The organism is Vibrio minamisatsumaniensis, assembly GCF_050337445.1.
In the GTDB taxonomy this organism is placed as follows: Bacteria; Pseudomonadota; Gammaproteobacteria; order Enterobacterales; family Vibrionaceae; genus Vibrio; species Vibrio artabrorum.
The window spans coordinates 1-16966 of the sequence record NZ_JAKJSY010000087.1 but is presented as its reverse complement, the minus strand read 5'-3'; the positions used below and the strand labels follow the sequence as shown (position 1 = coordinate 16966).

Genomic DNA, 16966 nt, shown 5'->3' with positions numbered 1-16966 from the left:
AGATCATATTAATCAAAAAGATCAGTTATTTAAAAGATAATAAATTCTCTTTATTTATGATCATTCTTTCTTTATCATTCAGGAACTATAGTGAAATTACGGTTAGTGTGATACGGATCTAAAATGAAACCAGAAGATAAATTGTTAATTAAGGCACGAAGCCACAAAGATGGTCATTTATTTGAGGTATCTGAAACCGCTGTTGAATGGATTGAACAATATCAACACTTCAAAGGCGTCACCAAAAGCATCGTTGAACTACTTAACTTAATTTCACTACGTGGGTTTAGTAGCAAAGACGGCTACGTTTCAACCACAGAGATCATCGAATCTACCGATGGTCAAGTTACTCGGGCTGCCCTACAACAAAGGCTCAGAGCCGCGGTCAGTATTGGTCTTTTCAAGCAAGTTCCAGTTCGTTTTGAAGAGGGGCTTGCTGGAAAAACCATGTTGCATCGTTTTGTTAACCCTAACCAGTTAATATCGGTACTGGGTGCTACCAGCTTAGTTACCGAAAGTGTCAAGCAAAATGAAAAACAAAAGCGCTCTAAAGCCCTCGCTCAAACCAAAGTAAATAAACGGCTACTGAATGAACATGGGCTTAATACTCCACCCACAATGAAAGATGAAGCGGATCAATTTATTGTTTCGCCAACCAATTGGGCTGGAATCATTGATCAAGCCTTGGCCCCCCCTAGAACGCGTAAGAGTTACCAGAAATCGATGGTTTCGATCTCCGGTACTCGCGCAGTGATCGAGACGCGATCATCTAAAAATATTATGACGGTTGATGATCTGATGACGTTGTTCGCGTTATTTACCTTAACGGTTCAGTATCATGATCATCATCAAGATGATTACCACCTAGACGCTAAGCACACTCCTAACAAAACACCACTCTACATCACTGATATTTTGTCTTTACGTGGCAAGAAAGACAGTGGCCCAGCTCGTGACTCGATTCGTGACAGTATTGATCGTATTGAATATACAGATTTCCAACTGCATGAGCTGACTGGCCGTTGGTTAAGTGAGAACATGCCAGAAGGCTTTAAGAGTGACCGTTTCCGATTCTTAGCTAGAACCATTACCGCATCGGAAGAAGCGCCTACAGAGGGCTCTGACGGCGAAATTCGTATTAAACCAAACCTATACATTCTTGTTTGGGAACCTTCGTTCTATGAAGAGCTACTGACACGCGACTATTTCTTCTTATTCCCACCGGAAATTCTGAAGCAGCACACCTTGGTTTTCCAAATGTATTCTTACTTCAGAAGCCGTATGGCACGTCGTCATACAGACAGTATGTTACTGAGTGAGCTGAATCAAAAATTGGCTCGTAATATTGATTGGCGTCGTTTCTCAATGGATCTGGTCCGAGAACTCAGAAAATTGGGTGAAGTCGGTGAGCAAGACGATACCTTCTTGGTTAACTTGTGGGGTTACCACTTAACGATTATGTCGTTGATAGAAAAGGGTAAAATCATTGATTATCAAGTGGATATTAAGTGTAATGTTGAAGAGGTACTGCGGTACTCAAGAGCCCGTACCACTAACGCGGGTAAACGGAATATGGCCCCTACGTTACCGAATCCACTTCGTAACGAGATGGTGTCTAAGCAGAAGTTAGAAGAGCTGTCTGAAATTATTGATGGTGAATTTGAACCCATTCAACGCAAGACACCGTCGCCAAGAGGCAAATTAGGGCGTCGAGTAAAGCAACGTAAGCACTCTGTTGAGATTAATGCTGACGAGATTATGATAACTCTCTCTCGATATACCTCTGCAGAGGCTCTAGAACGCAGTATAACCGCTTTATCAGCAATGACCGGGCATTCACATGCCTCAATCAAAGAAGAGTGCTCAGAGCTCATTGAGAAGCTTGATTGGTTGAGAGTTGGAGAGAATGTGGTTCCATACGAAACGTTGAGTAAGTTGATTGAGCTTTACAACAACCGTGACAGTAACCGACATTTGTCTATTGAACGTCTTATTTCGGGTTTGGCGGTCCGTCGCAAAGTGTGCAAGCAAGTTCATGAGGGGCACTTAGATGAAAATGTGTTTATTGCGCTTGATGAGATGGCGATTGGGCATTAATTAAAATCTGTTTTTATCTTTATAAATGATAGTTTTATGATTATTACGATTTGATAAAAATCGCACCTAATGCTGACAAATTGATGACAATAACACGCACCTTGTTGACTATGATTTATCACGAATAGACAACTTTTGTCCTTTCTTGTGATTAATAAATTGGCTTATATTTTTGTTACATCATACTGAATAGATTTTCGCGAGTTCCTTAGGGACTCGCTTTTTTTTGCCTGAAATTTATAATATTTCGTTAATTCAATAGCTTGTGTTATTCCTGAACGAAGCATGATCAAGGATAAATACGGCTTTTGATCTCAGTCGCTTTATTGAGTTTTGATTTGATCGAAAGGATTGATCAGTGAAGTTGGTGTTCAATTGGGCAATGATCGTCGCTTTGATGTTGATTTGCCATAAAGCGAACGTGCGATTCGATCAATTGTTTCGATTCCTCTTGCCAACGTGGTTCTGGTTGCTGGTTGGCAAACTCTAAAGCTAGCACACATAAGTGTTGTATTCGCTGTATGCACCACTCTTGTAAGGCTGGTTCGGCTTTGGGGTTACATGTGACGGCCTGAAGTTTCCCGTAAGCGAACATGAGATATTGATAGGCTTTTTCTTGATTGTGGGGGTCAACAGCGCTAAGACTATTCGGTGATGAATTCAAGTATAAGTTCGTTCCTTCCCATTTCGCGTGTCGATATCGATAGAAGGTAAATATTCTCAGGCACCCATCTAACCAAGATGCAATGCCTTTGCTTTGTTTATCACTGATCAAAGGCCCCCAGAGCGTATCTGGAGGTGTTAAGATCAACGGCTCTAACTGCGTCACTTGATCATGCTTTCGGTGTTTGTACCAATCGCTGACACGCTCTAACCAAGTGTCTAATTCACTCATATACTATTCTCCCATTTTTAACAAAATGATTGTCTGAAAAGCATTTGGCTTCATATTGTATTTCATTACTGCATGCACTCTATGCTTGCTAAGTAGTTTGGCTCATTTTTTATGAGTTCGCCAAACCAAAGAATAAGGGAGGCAATAAGATTTACGAGACAATAGTTTTATTTTGCTGGGCTGATGGGCGCGAAAGAGAACGCGATGCCTAGCCATCGAGATTGGGTTATTTTGGCGAAGTTTCAAAGGAAATAGAGAAATGACAATGGGGAAAATGAGAGTTAGATCAAGTCATATTTCTTACGGGTAATTCTTTTAATGTAATTGCAGAAAATGGCTTTGGCAAAGTTTAAATGAGCCGTTTGTTAATTAGCTTTATGAAGCGTCGGAATCATCACATTTCAGTGCAGAACTGCTTAACAAGCGAAATAGCATTTGCTACAGATTACCTGTCCATGACATGGTGCTTTCGGAGGAAAATATGTCCATTAATTCTATCAACCATGATGAAATGACAAACATTGCCAATAAGTGGGATGCTGAAGAAGAAGTCTCTTTCAAACCAGAGAAGAAAATGAAGTCAGCTGAAGCTCGTCGTCGTATTGAGGCGTTGAGAGAAATAAGAGAAAGTGGTTTTAGTCTTGAAGAAGCGAGGGAGCTCGGTCTTATTCACTAATATCTCTGATGGTTTTAAGGGGGTGGTTCAATGCCACCCTTTGATTTATATTGTTTTTTTCATTTTTTTTACATACATCCCCTCAGTAAAAACAACGCTTATACCCCCTGTTAGATATCCACCCTCTCCCTTTACAAATTGTGTTGAACAACTAAAAACGGCTCGATAACTGACTCTTGAACCAAGTTGTTTGACAGTAAAATACAACACCACTAATTTTAAAGTTGAAGTGAAATATTGAACATCGTTGGTGAGGATAAAGCTATGTCTAATGCAGTGACTCAAGCCACAGAAGTGTTGTTTTATGAACCGGAAGACCCAAATGGATACCTTTCCAATTTTGCAGCTTGTCCAATTGAGATTGATGGTCAAATTTGGGCAACCAGCGAACATTATTACCAAGCGATGAAATTTACCTCGGAAGCGTTGCGCAATACTATTTTTGAAGCCAGTACACCTGCCGAGGCCTTCTCTTTAAGCCGTGACTATGCAGACCAAATTCGTGAAGATTGGTATGACATTCGTGTTGACGTTATGAAATTCATTGTTGCTGAGAAGTTCAGCCAGAATCCACAGTTTGCGCGGTTTCTTATCAACACCGGCGATTCGGTGATCAAAGAACATTCACACAAAGACCACTTTTGGGGCGATGGCGGAGATGGAACCGGCGAGAACCATTTAGGCAAGATCTTGATGGCAGTGCGCCAACAACTTCGTTCTCAGCAACGCCATTCGATTGCTTCGCATTGATTCGTTGATTCTGATAGCGGGCATATTTATGTTTGCCCTAACGGTATATTGAAAAGGCCGTCCTGTAATGGCGTATTAAGTTAAGCAGGGCGGCCTTTTAGATGCTAGATAGTTAAGCCTCAACGATAGTTAAAGTGCGTTACCAAGCTATCTGTTTTGTTGTTCAATCTGTTGCTCAATTCTTCGTTACGCTGGTGTTACAAATAACGCTGTACGATGTCGTCGAGTTGGCCATCATCTTTCATTTGAGCGAGGCGTTGGTTGATGAAGCTTTGCAGTTTAGGATCCATCTTAGGGTCAAAAGCTAAGTGGATAGGGTAGTTGTTGATCACAGAACCAAAATCTTGCATCTGGTAGTCATCAAAATTTAATTTTTGCTCGTTTAGGTTGTATTTGATTCTTGATTCCATCTCAACAAAAACCGTATCACCCGGAGCTCGGTTTAAGACACGAAAAGCCGCGCTGTAATCTTTCACTCGAATTTCGTTGAGCTTGCCTTGCTTGATGTAAGGTTCTAAATTTGGGTATTCAAACCCAATCAGTAATACCACTGCTTTTCCGTATAAATCGTCAATGGTTTTAAACTCAAATGGTTTTTTTCCACTGCTGAGTAATACGTGTTTTACATTGTAAATCGGTTCCTCAGACAGGTTGACAGACTGGATGTTCCCCCAACTCGGGCTGCCGTAAGTTACCCAGTTAGGGTTTTCTCTTGCGTCAAGTTTGTCGATCATTCGGTTAAAAGGATAAGTGTGGTAGTTGATCTCATATTGACTGTCATCGAATACCGCTTTCACAATATCTGTAACGATGCCTCTGTGGGAGGAGCCGTCAGTTTCAATCTGAAAAGGCTGTGCTTGGCTTGAAATAATGTAGTAATCAAGAGGTTCGCTTGCAAAAGTATACCCGTTTGAAAAAAAAACAACCATGAATGTTAACATAAGACGACGTTTCATAACTTTCCCTATTGTTCAATCAATGACTACTATTATACTAGTTGAGTAACAGTAGTTTGCTAGGGGAACAACAATGGTAATGTGTACATGGTGAAAAAAGAAAAGCGTTATATTGGACTCTCGCGACAACTTATCGGAGCTATAGTTGTGATAAGCACCTTATTCACTGTGATAGTGACCGGTCTAGGGCTGTATGTTGAGTACCAAAATAGGGTTTCTTTCATTAGCTCTCAGATAGAGCAAATTAAAGCTGGATACCTCTCTGGCTTAACCGCAAGTTTGTGGGTTGAAGACCGTGAGCAGTTACTTGTACAAGCTGAAGGTATTTCCCGTCTTCCTTCTGTGAGCTATTTGGTGATAGAAAGTCCTGATGAAAAAATTCTAGAGTTAGGTCAAAAGACCGAAGGCCAATCTTATTCCCAGTCTTGGGAAATGGTACATCAAATGGGGGGGAAAAATTACCCCCTCGCGAAGTTAACCGTGCAGTCCGATTTAAGCATGATCCTCAACGATTTTGAGGAGAGAGTATTGTTGTTACTCTCCTTTGAAGCGGTCAAAATATTCCTGCTGTCTATCGTGTGCTTAACGATCGTTTATCGCCTTGTTGTGAAGCGATTGGTCACCATATCTTCTCAGATCAATCAGCAACAGATCGAAGACAGTAAACCGCGTCACTTAACACCAATTGATTCGACTTATAAAGATGAGATCTCGACACTAGAAATTAGCTACAATCAGTCTATTGAACGCATTCGTCAACAATACCAAGAGCTTGAAAAAGCAAAAGATATCGCTGAGGTAGCTAATCGAAATAAAAGTGAATTCCTTGCCAATATGAGCCACGAAATTCGTACCCCAATGAATGGCATTATCGGTCTTTCGTCTTTGCTCTCTGAAATGCAGATGCCGAAAGAGCAAAAAGAGTATGTTGATATGCTCAATACCTCCTCGCTTACGTTACTCGATTTAATCAATGATATTCTTGATTACTCGAAGATTGAAGCTGGCCGATTAGAGCTCCAATCAGAGCCGATGAAAATAATGGGCATTGTGGCTGATGTTGAGTCAACGTTTAAAATAAAAGCAGAACAGAAAGGGCTTAGATTTGAGCTCGCCATTGATCCTAAGATTCCCACTATGGTGATCGGTGATGGCACTCAACTCAGACAGGTGCTTAACAACTTAGTGGGCAACGCGATTAAGTTCACCGAGCATGGCCATGTCACGCTTTCGATTCATTTGGAGAGTGTGATAGAACCCGACCAAAAACTGAGGGTGAGGTTTGAGGTAACGGATAGCGGAATCGGTATTGCTGAAGACAAGCAAAAATCGGTGTTCGATAGATTTCAACAAGCCGACGGTAGTACCACCCGTATTTATGGCGGTACGGGGCTGGGGCTGACAATATGCGATAAGATCGTTAGCTTGATGGGCAGTAAGCTCGAACTAAACAGTGTAGAGGGCAAAGGAAGCACGTTCTATTTTGTTGCTGACTTTGAACCGTGCGTGTATGTCGATGAGAGCACAATCGATTTTAATAAAGTTTCGGTTTTATTGGTTGATGACAGTCCATTAAACATGCGCATAACATCAGCACAACTGCAGCTGTTTGGTGTTGTTTCTGATAGCTGCGAGACGGCCAGCCAAGCGATAGAGTTAGTTTCAGAATCGGTGGCTAAGTCATTGCCTTATGATCTTGTACTGATTGATAAAGTGATGCCGTCTATTGATGGATTCCAATTAGCAAGAAGCTTGATAGAGCGTTTTGGCAAAACGTGTCCTAAGTTGGTTATGATCTCAGCAGATCCACGAAAACAAGACGAAGTACGAGCTAAACAAGTGGGTTTTGTTGCCTATATCGCTCGTCCTTATCAAGATAACCAACTTAAATGGACGCTGACTGAAGTCCTCATGAGAGAGCCTGATTCCTCGACTTTTACCTACCCAAATCGAGGTGAGGTATTGTTTAAGGACAATGAACCGACGCCATCAACCAAACCTGTCGTTGTCGTTAAACAAGAATCTAAACCCGAAACGGTTAAAGCCTCATTTGGCGGTAAGGTGTTGGTCGTCGAGGATTCACGAGTGAATCAACAAGTCGCCAAGATGATGCTTAAGAAGCTTGGGTTTGAGGTTGATATTGCCGATAACGGTAAAATTGGCGTTGAGAAATTTAAGTCTAACGAATATGTGATGATTTTTATGGATTGTCAGATGCCAGTGCTCGATGGGTTTGAAGCGACCAAGCAGATCCGAGCGCTCGAAGAGGGTTCTTCAAAGCATGTTCCGATCGTTGCATTAACAGCCAACGTTGTGCAGAGAGACAAGCACCTGTGCTTTGATGTCGGTATGGATGAGTTTTTATCCAAACCGGTTAATCAGGGGACATTGAGAGAGATCGTTGCAGGGTTCTTGTCTGATGAGGCTGAACCGACCAAGGAGCATGAGCAGAAAATTGTTTAGAGTAATCCGAGAATATTGAATATAGGGTAAAAAGGTGGTCTGAAAAGACCACCTTTTTTGTTTGTGTCGGTTTGAACTTAGTCTCTATCGATTGCGAACGCAGACCACGCTTGGCGAGTCGGCATCACTTCGACTCGGTTAATGTTGATGTGATCTGGCAAGGTTGCGATATAAAACATCTGCTCGGCAATATCCTCTGCTGACAACGGCGTGGTGCCTTGGTAAAGATTGTCTGAAGCCGTCTGGTTACCTTTGGTTCTTACTAGAGTAAATTCCGTTTCTGCGATGCCAGGGGAGAGGTCTGTGACACGAACTCCAGTGCCTTGTAGGTCGCAACGTAGGTTGTAACTAAACTGCTTTACGAATGCTTTGCTGGCACCATACACATGGCTTCCTGGGTAGGGCCATTGTCCGGCAATGGATCCAACATTGATGATAGAGCTTCCTGCGCCTTTTTTAATTAACGTAGGCAGCAGCGCGTGAGTGACATTGACTAGGCCAGTGACATTGGTGTCGATCATTGTGTGCCAGTCTTTTAAATCCACATCGGGCGCACCTTCTGGTGCTAAGGCTAAGCCAGCATTATTAACTAATGCGGTAATTGATGAGAATTCAGCGGGTAGTGAATCAATGGCTTGTTTTACAGCATCTGCATCTCGGACATCGAGTTGAATGACATGTACAGGCACCGTTAATTCTGCCTTTAGGTCGAGTAGCCTTTCGATTCGACGACCAGACAACACTAACGACCAGTTATCCTTTGCAAAACGTTTTGCCGCCGCTTTGCCGAAACCAGAGGTTGCCCCTGTAATGAACGCTATCTTATCCATAAATACATCCTTCTAATTTGAAATTAACATAAGTAGTGCCATGCCGATCAAAATCGGCGCGGTCGTTGTTTTTGCAGACAAGTTTGGTACTGATAGATACAGTTTTTGACCCAGTATATTGCCAACCAAAGCGGCTGGTAATAGCCATAAGCCAGTGGTGAATGATCCTTGATCTAATGCGCCAATCCATATGAAGCCGATCAGTGAAATCGCTGAACTCAGAAGAAAAAACACAATCGCAGTGGCTCTCTGCTCACTGGTTTTAATGGTCAGGTTCATCAAATACGTCACTAATGGCGGCCCTCCCGAAGAGGCTGTGGTCATGCTAAACCCTGAAATTGCTCCCGCCCAAAACGCGTGTCGTTGGTGTAACCAAGTGAGGCGTAAGTCCAAAATAATCAGTGAGCCAGCGACCAAAGACATCATTGCGATAAAGGCCTTCAAGCCCGATTCCGATATCGTGCTAATGAAATACAGCGAGAAAGGCACCGCAACCAACATGCCAATACACAACGGGGTAATAAGCCGCATATTGATGGTGGTTTTACTTTGTTTGAGCAGAGGGAAAGAGCTTAGAAAATCCAATAGGATAGCGATGGCTACCGCTTGCAATGGTGGAACAATAAAGCTTAGGGAGAGCGCAGCGATAATCGCAAACCCAAACCCGGAATAGCCTCGCACTACTCCTGCAAACAGAATCAATGTCATTGCCAACCCTAATTCCACTCTTGTTCTCCTCTTTGCTTTTGAAGTTACTGCTGCATTAATTAGTGTTTGATGAGACTTGTCTCGTCTGCCTTTCAATCTATTCACACCTAAGAATTTTGAATAGAGCCAGATCGACGATTGGATTGGGTCAGGCCTTTGGTTGGATTAGGGACTAGGTTTGGGCTGATTCACTGGCCCACGGTTTTGTTGAAACTGACACTATGAGCTCCGCCCTGTTTGGGATGAAGATTATTCCATCCGATAGCGCAGCCTTTTTAATGTCGTGTTTCGCGTCTTTCATTCGCGAAGACAAGCCAAGCACGAGCGGCTGTGAATCTAGTGTTGTTAATGGAGACGATGAAATGGAAGTATCAACAGAACAGCTTGTGAACCAAGATATTATCGACCTCGACAAGAGCGTATTTCATTCTTGGTCGATTCAAGAAGCGGCTGAGCCTATCGCCATTGCGGGTGGGCAAGGGTGCAAAATGTGGGACTACGAAGGTAAAGAGTACCTTGATTTTAGTAGCCAGCTCGTTAACACCAATATTGGTCACCAGCATCCACAAGTGATCAAAGCGATTAAAGATCAGGCTGACTCATTGGTGACCGTTGCCCCTGCGACCGCAAACCTTACTCGTGGTTTGGCGGCCAAGCGCATTTTGTCGAAAGCACCCAGCACGTTTCAGAAGGTATTCTTTACCAATGCAGGCGCAGACGCTAACGAAAATGCGATTCGCATGGCGAGACAATTCACAGGGCGCGACAAGGTACTCTCTGCTTACCGTTCTTATCATGGCAATACAGGCACTGCTATTGCTGCGACGGGGGACTTTCGTCGAATTCCAAACGAGTATAGCCGTGGGCACGTTCACTTCTTCAATCCATTTCTCTATCGAAGCGAATTCAACGCGGCGACTGAAGCTGAAGAGAGTGAGCGTGCCCTGCAGCATTTAGAGCGAGTGATTGAATGCGAAGGACCAACGGCGATTGCGGCGATTATTCTAGAGACCATTCCTGGAACGGCGGGCTTTCTCATTCCGCCCAAAGATTACCTTGTCGGCGTGCGTGAGCTGGCAACCAAACATGGCATTCAACTGATCTTCGATGAGGTGATGGTCGGCTTTGGTCGCACGGGTAAGTGGTTTGCGTTTGAACACTTCAATGTCGTGCCAGATTTGATTACTTTCGCGAAAGGGGTGAACTCGGGTTATGTACCGGCTGGTGGTGTGGTGGTCAGTGAACCGATCGTTGAGTACTTTAAGTCGAATTTCTTTATGGGCGGATTAACGTATTCTGGTCACCCTTTGGCGATGGCTTCGATCGTCGCAACGCTCGATGTGATGGAGCAAGAGGGCATTGTCACGCATGCTGATAACGTCGGTAACAGCGTTTTAGGGCCGCTTCTGCTGAACCTTCAAGAGTTGCATCCTATAATTGGTGATGTACGTGGTAAAGGGATGTTCTGGGCAGTAGAGCTAGTGGAAGATCGTGAAAGTAAAACACCTTTAAGCAATGAAAAAATGGGGCAATTGAAAGCGCAATTGACCAAGCGAGGCCTGTTGACTTTCATTGTGAATAACCGCATTCACGTCGCGCCACCTTTGGTTATTCAGCCAAGCGAGATTAAAAAAGGCGTCAAGATCATTGATGAAGTATTGTGTGAAATCGCTTCTTAATTGTTTCATCAGATAGCCAGCGCAGCAACCAAGGCACTTTGGTAAAGGATTCCCTGTTCTTTTTAATGTGTCGAACTTAACCTTCAGAAACGACAAAAGAGCATCGACTGATGCTCTTTTTTACGTTCATCCACTTAATCACTCTGGTCAAACTGCGCTTTAGTGATGCTAGATCTTCATCACTTCTGACAGCTCTTTGATGCCGGGGGCGATCAGATCTTTATCGATAGCGTGAAAGCCCAGTCGAAAATAGGAGTTGGGATCATATTCTGACAATGCTTCACAGCCCGATTTCGTTTCGGTATTACTCATAAAGTGCGAATAGCCTGTCTCAATCAATATGCCTTTTTGGGCGGCTCGTGAAGCTAAACGCTGGCTATTGATGTGGCTAGGGGTTTGTAGCCACAGAGAGTTGGCCTGCTCGCTTTGAGCCAGTCGCTTACAGTCAGGTAAGTATTTTAACACGGCATCGTTGATCAGCTTCCAGCGCTGGCGCGTGTTCTCTCTAAAGCGCCTCACAAAGCTGTCGTAGTAGCCTTGTTCAATAAAGTGCGCGACTTCCATCTGAACGCGGCTTGGCGCATGTCGATACATCAATCTCCGCAGTATTCTAAGGTCGTAGATTAACTCTTCAGGTGCCACGATGTAGCCTAACCTCAAGCCGGGGGCTAATAGTTTAGAGAAGCTGCTGACGTAGATGACACGTCCTTCCTTGTCACTGGCTTTCAGCGCGGGCTTAGGATTCCACTCCACGTTGCACTCAGCGTCATAGTCATCTTCGATAATCACCGCATCATTGGCTTTGGCCATTTCCAGTAACTGATCTCGACGTTCGTCACTCATGGTGACGCCCGTTGGAGCTTGGTGGCTCGGCGTAACATAGAAGTGATCACACAGTGAAGAGTGCTCATTGAATCTCAATCCTTGTTCATCCACTTGATGTGGGTGTAACTGCGCGCCAGCGAGATTAAAGGTGTGATTCGCTTCCTTGTAGCCGGGGTTCTCGACTCCGACTCGGCTCTCATGGTTCATGAGCAAGGTTGAAATCAAATAGAGCGCATTCTGCGAACCTAAGGTTATGAGGATCTCATCGCTTTGGGCATGAATACCGCGCTGAGGAAGCACTCTTGTGCGTATCTGTTCGACCAGCATGTCGACGTCTTTATCGACCTTGTCACACAGCCAGCGGTGGTCATTTGGATCTGAGGTGACCTTTCTTGTGGCTTCCCGCCATTGCGCTAATGGAAAGTCATTGATAGAGGGTTGACCAAAAATAAATGGGTATTGGTAGCAGCTCCAATGTGAGGGTTTGACGATGCGAGGGTATTGGCTCAATTGCAGTTTTACTCGCTTGCTCCAATCCGGTGCATTGTCGTTGTCTGTTGATTCAAAATGATCCAAGTTCGCATCCATTTCTTCGCTTGGATTTTGATACTTGTCTGACAGGTAATACCCACTACGAGGTTTGCTGATGAGATAACCATCATCGAGCAAACTATCGTACACCAGCGAGACCGTATTGCGTGATACCCCTAATTGGCTAGAGAGCTTGCGACAAGACGGAAGCGCTTTTTCCACAGGAAAAATACCTTTCAATATCGCCGTCACCAAATAGCTACGTACTTGCTCTTGCAGGCTTCTTTTGGAATCAAACTCGATGAAACAATTGTGATTTATCGCCATGAGAGACAGTCCTTATTCTCAGTAAATCTCGGTCCTATTTGTATAAAAGAGCAAGAAGCGAGCCAGAGTTCATATTGATATTTAAGGACTGGCTTTTGATCGGTATCTAATGGGAAATATGCGCTGCTCTAACCTAAAAATAGTTCTGTCCCAACCTGAAAATCAAATTGGCTCTACGTCTTCGGCTCATTCCGTTCATAAAGTAAAGGCAGGCAAATAATCTCGATAAGGAAAGCGCATGAAACAGGGAATGACGATGAAGGCATGGGTTTCAACAGCGGCAGCAACCGTCGTACTGGGTTGTTTTGGTGTTGCACAAGCATCCGATCTTGCAACTATCGAAAAGCAAGGTTTTATGAAAGTGGCGACAGAGGATAACTATTCGCCATTCAACTACATCGATCGTGGTAATCCGGCTGGGATCAATAAAGATCTGCTTGATGAACTGCGTGAATATTCGAAGTTCGATATTGAACAAGAGATCTTACCTTGGACTGGGTTACTCGCATCAGTATCCGCAGGTCAATACGATGTGGCGTTAACCGGCGCAATCATTACCGACGCCCGTTTAAAGGCCTTCGACTTTACTCCACCGATCGCTTCCGCGCAGCACTACTTCTTAACCCGAGCGGATGCTGACGACATCAATACTGTTGCGGATTTAGATGGTAAAACGGTGGGGCTACAAGCGGGTAGTGCCTTGCTAGAGCGACTGCCGGAGTTGGAAGAAATGCTTGAAGCCCAAGGCAAGTCTTTGGGGAAAGTGGTTCAGTATCAATCTTATCCAGAAGCGTATTCCGATTTGGCAATCGGCCGTATCGACTATGTGATCAACAGTGTGGTTTCGGTTAACGAGGTGGTGAAGTCGAAGTCAAAGGTATTCAAAAAAGGCGAAGCGGTCTCTGGCCCAGGTTTCGTGAGCTGGCCAGTTCCTAAAAATAATCCTGAGCTTTTGGCTTACCTAACCGAGTTTTTCCGCCATCTTGAACAAACAGGAAAAATGGCAGAGTTGCAGAAGAAGTGGTTTGGTGAATCGTTCGACCAACTCCCTTCAGAAGCCATTACTTCTGTCGAGCAGTATCACAAGCTGATCGCTGTTCAATAGCGAATCAGTACGTGCCGACACAAACAGTTAGCGACTGTTTGTGTCCATGCTAATGGGGTCAAAGCGGTTTAGCCCATGAGTCATTTGTGCACAATCTATCGAAATAAGTCGCTGATCAAAGAGGTCGTTTATGGATTATTACGCTTGGGAACAGTTGCTACAGGGGGCGTGGGCGACGGCATGGATATCGGCAGTATCGATTGTATTCGGTGTCGTTATCGGCTTAATGATTGCCTTGATTAGAATGATGAAAATCCCATTTGTGGATCAAATGTTGGGCATCTATGTCAGTTGGGCACGAGCAACGCCTTTGGTGACACTGGCTCTGTTTATTTTCCTTTCTTTTCCATCATTTGGCATCAATTTAGATAAGCACGTTTCTGCCATTTTAGCACTCACACTCAATACATCGGCATTCAATGCGGAGATTTGGCGCAACGCCTTTCTGAACTTTTCAAAAGGGCAAATGGAAGCGGCTGAAGCCATTGGTATGAGACGTATAACTTACTTCCGCAGAATCATGTTCCCACAAATGGTGATCATGAGCCTACCTGCACTAGTCAATGAGATGTCGTTCTTAATCAAAGGCAGCCCAGCTATCGCGGTGATCGGCATTGTCGACTTAACCCGTGTCACCAATAGAATCTCTGCGGTTACTTATGAACCACTTGGGCCGATTCTGTGTGCTGGTGCTATATACATGTTGATTATTGGTGTGTTGGTGAAGTTGCAAGCTATGGCTGAAAACCGAGCGACTTATCTGCAGCCGTAAGTGTCTACAGCGGTTATCAATCGTAGTTACTGTTATCAGCGATGCCTCTGGTATCAACCGCAGCAACAATTTAGCCGTCACGGCTACTTGGTCAGAAACACTATTACCTGCTTGTGAAGCGTGATTGAGCAGGTAAGTTTAAGGAGTAAATATGGAAGAATGGAATATTATCTGGCAAAAAAAAGAGCTGTTTGCTTCGGGATTTGTGACCACTCTTAATCTTTTTGTTTCGTCTTCAATCTTGAGTTTCATCATTGGCATCAGTTTGTTGTATTGCCTCGAAAACCATTGCTCATCAAACTCAAGACTCGGTGTGAAGTACACCATCAATAGTTTGATAGGCATTATGCGTACCTTGCCGTTTCTTATCTTAGCGTACCTGCTCTATTACGGGTTGCCTCAAGTTGGTATTCGACTCGATGCGATCACTGCGGGAATCATCGCACTAAGTCTCTATCACGGTACCTATTTTTGTGAGATTTTTCGAGGGGTTCGTAAAGGACTAGAGCCGGGTTACATCGAAGCTGCGCACGCTTATGGCTTCTCTAAATTCAAAACCTTTACCCGAGTTATTACCCCTAATGTGTTGTTTAAATCGGTTCCTCTGATCACTAACCAACTCATCATCTGCTTAAAAGACACCGCGTTTCTCAGCATCATTACCGTCGCAGAAATTACCGCGGCCGCCAACAGCATTCAATCAACGTACTTTATCCCATTGAATGCGTTCATCATTGCTATCGCGCTCTACTGGGCAGTGAGTATTGCACTGGAAACCATCACCAAACGAATCCAAACCAAAGTTGAACTTAGAGGGCTTAGCCATGCTTAAACAATCAGAGACTATTGAAACGGAAGCACCGATTAACCCTTCTTTGGGCGTGAATTTGGAAGTGATTGAGTGCGAGCCACAATTGGAACAACGTGAGACGATCATCAAGGTTGAAAACCTGTCGAAACAGTTTGATGGCATCGAAGTATTACGAGACATCAACCTCACCATCAACAAAGGCGATGTGGTGAGTATTCTCGGCTCGTCTGGGTCGGGGAAATCGACACTATTACGTTGCATGAATTGGTTAGAGCAGCCAGAGCGCGGCACGATCTTTATGGGTGATGAACGCATTGGTATCAACTCAGAAACGGGTAAACCTCTCAAATACAAAGAGCTGGCGAAACTCAGAGAGCGCCTTGGTATGGTTTTCCAAAGCTTCAATTTGTGGCCGCATCTAACCGTGTTGCAAAACGTCATGGAAGCGCTCGTTCACGTTAAGAAGATAGCGAAATCAGACGCCGAAGAGATGGCTCGTAAGCAACTCGACAAGGTGGGGATGTCGCACAAATTAGAGAACTACCCAAGCATGTTATCGGGTGGGCAAAAGCAACGTGTCGCTATTGCCAGAGCTCTCGCGATGGAGCCGGATGTATTGCTGTTTGATGAGCCAACGTCAGCACTCGATCCTGAATTGGTCGAAGAAGTGTTATTGGTGATGAAGAAACTGTCGCAAGAGGGCTACACCATGGTGGTGGTGACGCATGAGATGGAGTTTGCGCGTCAGGTGTCAGATCAGGTGGTGTTTCTTGAGAAGGGCATATTGATTGAAAAATCCAACCCAAAGAAGTTTTTCACTAACCCAGATTCATCAAGGGTAAGACAGTTTCTTAAGCTTGATTCATGAGCTAGATGGCTGGCATAACTTCAAGGTTCGACCGTTAAAAAACTCCGACAGAATTTGTCGGAGTTTTTGTATGCGTTAGCTTTTACTTCGTAGGCTCTTGTGGCGCTGACCAAGGCTACATGGATGACTACCGAATCCGGTTGCTGCCATATAAGTGAAATATAACTGCCACATAAATGCACCCTAACTGTCAAATAACTTACGGCAAACGGTCACACTTCGGCAATAGCATACAGAGCGAACTTACTGACCGAGTCCAGAGGGATAGAGACAATGAAAACTTTGCTTAGCCGTTCAAATGTATCTGCTGAAAAATTGATGGGTACCACCTTTAAATTGATGGGTGTAATTGGAATAACAGCAACACTTTCAACGCCTGTAATGGCAAATGACGCCGATCTTGAAGGTAAGGGATCTCAATGTTTCCTTACCTGAACAGTAGCGGCTTAATTCACGTCAGAATGAGTGCCTGACTGACCTAACTCCTGCTCTACAATCTAAACACGGGTGTTTAATGACCACTTTCTCGCTGTTTTCGCCATTTCAGACGCACTCATCCTACGAAAGAACTAAATTGACCTGATTTGGGATTGAACCAGAGCATGATGAACCAGCTCTGACAGCGGCTCTCCTGCTCTAAAACGAAGAAACGTCATATGGTTCCCACAAAGAA

The 16966-nt window shown here is 44.1% G+C and carries 15 protein-coding genes; 10 read left to right on the top strand and 5 right to left on the bottom strand.

All coding sequences use genetic code 11. From position 1 onward, the window contains the following. Positions 1–123: 123 nt before the first annotated feature. Positions 124–2097 (top strand): replication initiator protein RctB domain-containing protein, encoded by a 1974-nt coding sequence (locus L4B77_RS16905; protein WP_261840485.1) that lies wholly within the window; start codon positions 124–126, stop codon positions 2095–2097. A gap of 355 nt (positions 2098–2452) precedes the next feature. Here the strand turns inward: L4B77_RS16905 and L4B77_RS16900 are convergent, their stop codons facing one another. Next, positions 2453–2992 (bottom strand): transcriptional regulator, encoded by a 540-nt coding sequence (locus tag L4B77_RS16900; protein ID WP_261840484.1) that lies wholly within the window; start codon positions 2990–2992, stop codon positions 2453–2455. Between the two features lie 481 nt (positions 2993–3473). On the opposite strand from L4B77_RS16900, the gene L4B77_RS16895 reads away from it, so the two are divergent. Together L4B77_RS16895 and ybiA are read left to right on the top strand one after the other, a co-directional pair. Then, complete coding sequence (locus L4B77_RS16895) at positions 3474–3668, top strand: PA3496 family putative envelope integrity protein (RefSeq protein WP_004732575.1); 195 nt, start codon at positions 3474–3476, stop codon at positions 3666–3668. A gap of 264 nt (positions 3669–3932) precedes the next feature. After that, positions 3933–4418 (top strand): riboflavin biosynthesis intermediates N-glycosidase, encoded by a 486-nt coding sequence (gene ybiA, locus L4B77_RS16890; RefSeq protein WP_261840483.1) that lies wholly within the window; start codon positions 3933–3935, stop codon positions 4416–4418. A 197-nt stretch (positions 4419–4615) separates the two neighbouring features. Here the strand turns inward: ybiA and L4B77_RS16885 are convergent, their stop codons facing one another. Then, positions 4616–5374 (bottom strand): substrate-binding periplasmic protein, encoded by a 759-nt coding sequence (locus L4B77_RS16885; RefSeq protein WP_429751870.1) that lies wholly within the window; start codon positions 5372–5374, stop codon positions 4616–4618. Between the two features lie 87 nt (positions 5375–5461). Here L4B77_RS16885 and L4B77_RS16880 point away from each other — a divergent pair, with 87 nt between their 5' ends. Beyond that, positions 5462–7837 carry a response regulator gene (locus L4B77_RS16880; RefSeq protein ID WP_429751868.1) on the top strand — a complete coding sequence of 792 codons (2376 nt, stop codon included), beginning with the start codon at positions 5462–5464 and terminating at the stop codon, positions 7835–7837. A 77-nt stretch (positions 7838–7914) separates the two neighbouring features. Here the strand turns inward: L4B77_RS16880 and L4B77_RS16875 are convergent, their stop codons facing one another. Together L4B77_RS16875 and L4B77_RS16870 are read right to left on the bottom strand one after the other, a co-directional pair. Further along, complete coding sequence (locus L4B77_RS16875; protein ID WP_261840480.1) at positions 7915–8667, bottom strand: SDR family NAD(P)-dependent oxidoreductase; 753 nt, start codon at positions 8665–8667, stop codon at positions 7915–7917. Between the two features lie 12 nt (positions 8668–8679). After that, positions 8680–9375 carry a sulfite exporter TauE/SafE family protein gene (locus L4B77_RS16870; RefSeq protein ID WP_261840726.1) on the bottom strand — a complete coding sequence of 232 codons (696 nt, stop codon included), beginning with the start codon at positions 9373–9375 and terminating at the stop codon, positions 8680–8682. Between the two features lie 362 nt (positions 9376–9737). On the opposite strand from L4B77_RS16870, the gene L4B77_RS16865 reads away from it, so the two are divergent. Then, a complete protein-coding gene (locus L4B77_RS16865) occupies positions 9738–11054 on the top strand; it encodes an aspartate aminotransferase family protein (RefSeq protein ID WP_261840479.1) in 1317 nt (438 codons plus the stop codon). A gap of 168 nt (positions 11055–11222) precedes the next feature. Here L4B77_RS16865 and pdxR read toward each other — a convergent pair whose 3' ends face one another. After that, positions 11223–12737, bottom strand: a complete 1515-nt coding sequence (pdxR, locus tag L4B77_RS16860) for a MocR-like pyridoxine biosynthesis transcription factor PdxR (RefSeq protein WP_429751865.1) — start codon at positions 12735–12737, stop codon at positions 11223–11225. 238 nt (positions 12738–12975) lie between these two features. On the opposite strand from pdxR, the gene L4B77_RS16855 reads away from it, so the two are divergent. The 5 genes from L4B77_RS16855 (at position 12976) to L4B77_RS16835 (ending at position 16728) form a co-directional block, all read left to right on the top strand. Further along, positions 12976–13842, top strand: coding sequence for a transporter substrate-binding domain-containing protein (locus tag L4B77_RS16855; protein WP_261840477.1), 867 nt, complete (start codon positions 12976–12978; stop codon positions 13840–13842). 130 nt (positions 13843–13972) lie between these two features. Then, entirely contained in the window at positions 13973–14614 is a 642-nt protein-coding gene (locus L4B77_RS16850; RefSeq protein WP_261840476.1) for an amino acid ABC transporter permease, read from the top strand. Positions 14615–14765: 151 nt separating this feature from the next. After that, the gene (locus L4B77_RS16845; RefSeq protein WP_429751862.1) at positions 14766–15446 is read left to right on the top strand and encodes an amino acid ABC transporter permease; all 681 of its coding nucleotides are present in this window, start codon (positions 14766–14768) and stop codon (positions 15444–15446) included. After that, positions 15439–16293: an amino acid ABC transporter ATP-binding protein gene (locus tag L4B77_RS16840; protein ID WP_429751860.1), complete on the top strand. Its 855-nt coding sequence runs from the start codon at positions 15439–15441 to the stop codon at positions 16291–16293. The genes L4B77_RS16845 and L4B77_RS16840 overlap by 8 nt, the downstream gene beginning before the upstream one ends. Before the next feature lie 273 nt (positions 16294–16566). Then, positions 16567–16728 carry a hypothetical protein gene (locus L4B77_RS16835; RefSeq protein ID WP_429751859.1) on the top strand — a complete coding sequence of 54 codons (162 nt, stop codon included), beginning with the start codon at positions 16567–16569 and terminating at the stop codon, positions 16726–16728. Positions 16729–16966: the final 238 nt, after the last annotated feature.

What these genes read in the sequence shown, in the direction of transcription:
- L4B77_RS16845 (WP_429751862.1), top strand. Translation starts at nt 14,766, where the DNA reads ATGGAAGAATGGAATATTATCTGGCAAAAAAAAGAGCTGTTTGCTTCG.
- L4B77_RS16880 (WP_429751868.1), top strand. Translation starts at nt 5,462, where the DNA reads ATGGTGAAAAAAGAAAAGCGTTATATTGGACTCTCGCGACAACTTATC.
- L4B77_RS16905 (WP_261840485.1), top strand. Translation starts at nt 124, where the DNA reads ATGAAACCAGAAGATAAATTGTTAATTAAGGCACGAAGCCACAAAGAT.
- L4B77_RS16850 (WP_261840476.1), top strand. Translation starts at nt 13,973, where the DNA reads ATGGATTATTACGCTTGGGAACAGTTGCTACAGGGGGCGTGGGCGACG.
- L4B77_RS16855 (WP_261840477.1), top strand. Translation starts at nt 12,976, where the DNA reads ATGAAACAGGGAATGACGATGAAGGCATGGGTTTCAACAGCGGCAGCA.
- L4B77_RS16840 (WP_429751860.1), top strand. Translation starts at nt 15,439, where the DNA reads ATGCTTAAACAATCAGAGACTATTGAAACGGAAGCACCGATTAACCCT.
- L4B77_RS16870 (WP_261840726.1), bottom strand. Translation starts at nt 9,375, where the DNA reads ATGACATTGATTCTGTTTGCAGGAGTAGTGCGAGGCTATTCCGGGTTT.
- L4B77_RS16875 (WP_261840480.1), bottom strand. Translation starts at nt 8,667, where the DNA reads ATGGATAAGATAGCGTTCATTACAGGGGCAACCTCTGGTTTCGGCAAA.
- L4B77_RS16885 (WP_429751870.1), bottom strand. Translation starts at nt 5,374, where the DNA reads ATGAAACGTCGTCTTATGTTAACATTCATGGTTGTTTTTTTTTCAAAC.
- pdxR (WP_429751865.1), bottom strand. Translation starts at nt 12,737, where the DNA reads ATGGCGATAAATCACAATTGTTTCATCGAGTTTGATTCCAAAAGAAGC.
- L4B77_RS16895 (WP_004732575.1), top strand. Translation starts at nt 3,474, where the DNA reads ATGTCCATTAATTCTATCAACCATGATGAAATGACAAACATTGCCAAT.
- L4B77_RS16865 (WP_261840479.1), top strand. Translation starts at nt 9,738, where the DNA reads ATGGAAGTATCAACAGAACAGCTTGTGAACCAAGATATTATCGACCTC.
- L4B77_RS16900 (WP_261840484.1), bottom strand. Translation starts at nt 2,992, where the DNA reads ATGAGTGAATTAGACACTTGGTTAGAGCGTGTCAGCGATTGGTACAAA.
- L4B77_RS16835 (WP_429751859.1), top strand. Translation starts at nt 16,567, where the DNA reads ATGAAAACTTTGCTTAGCCGTTCAAATGTATCTGCTGAAAAATTGATG.
- ybiA (WP_261840483.1), top strand. Translation starts at nt 3,933, where the DNA reads ATGTCTAATGCAGTGACTCAAGCCACAGAAGTGTTGTTTTATGAACCG.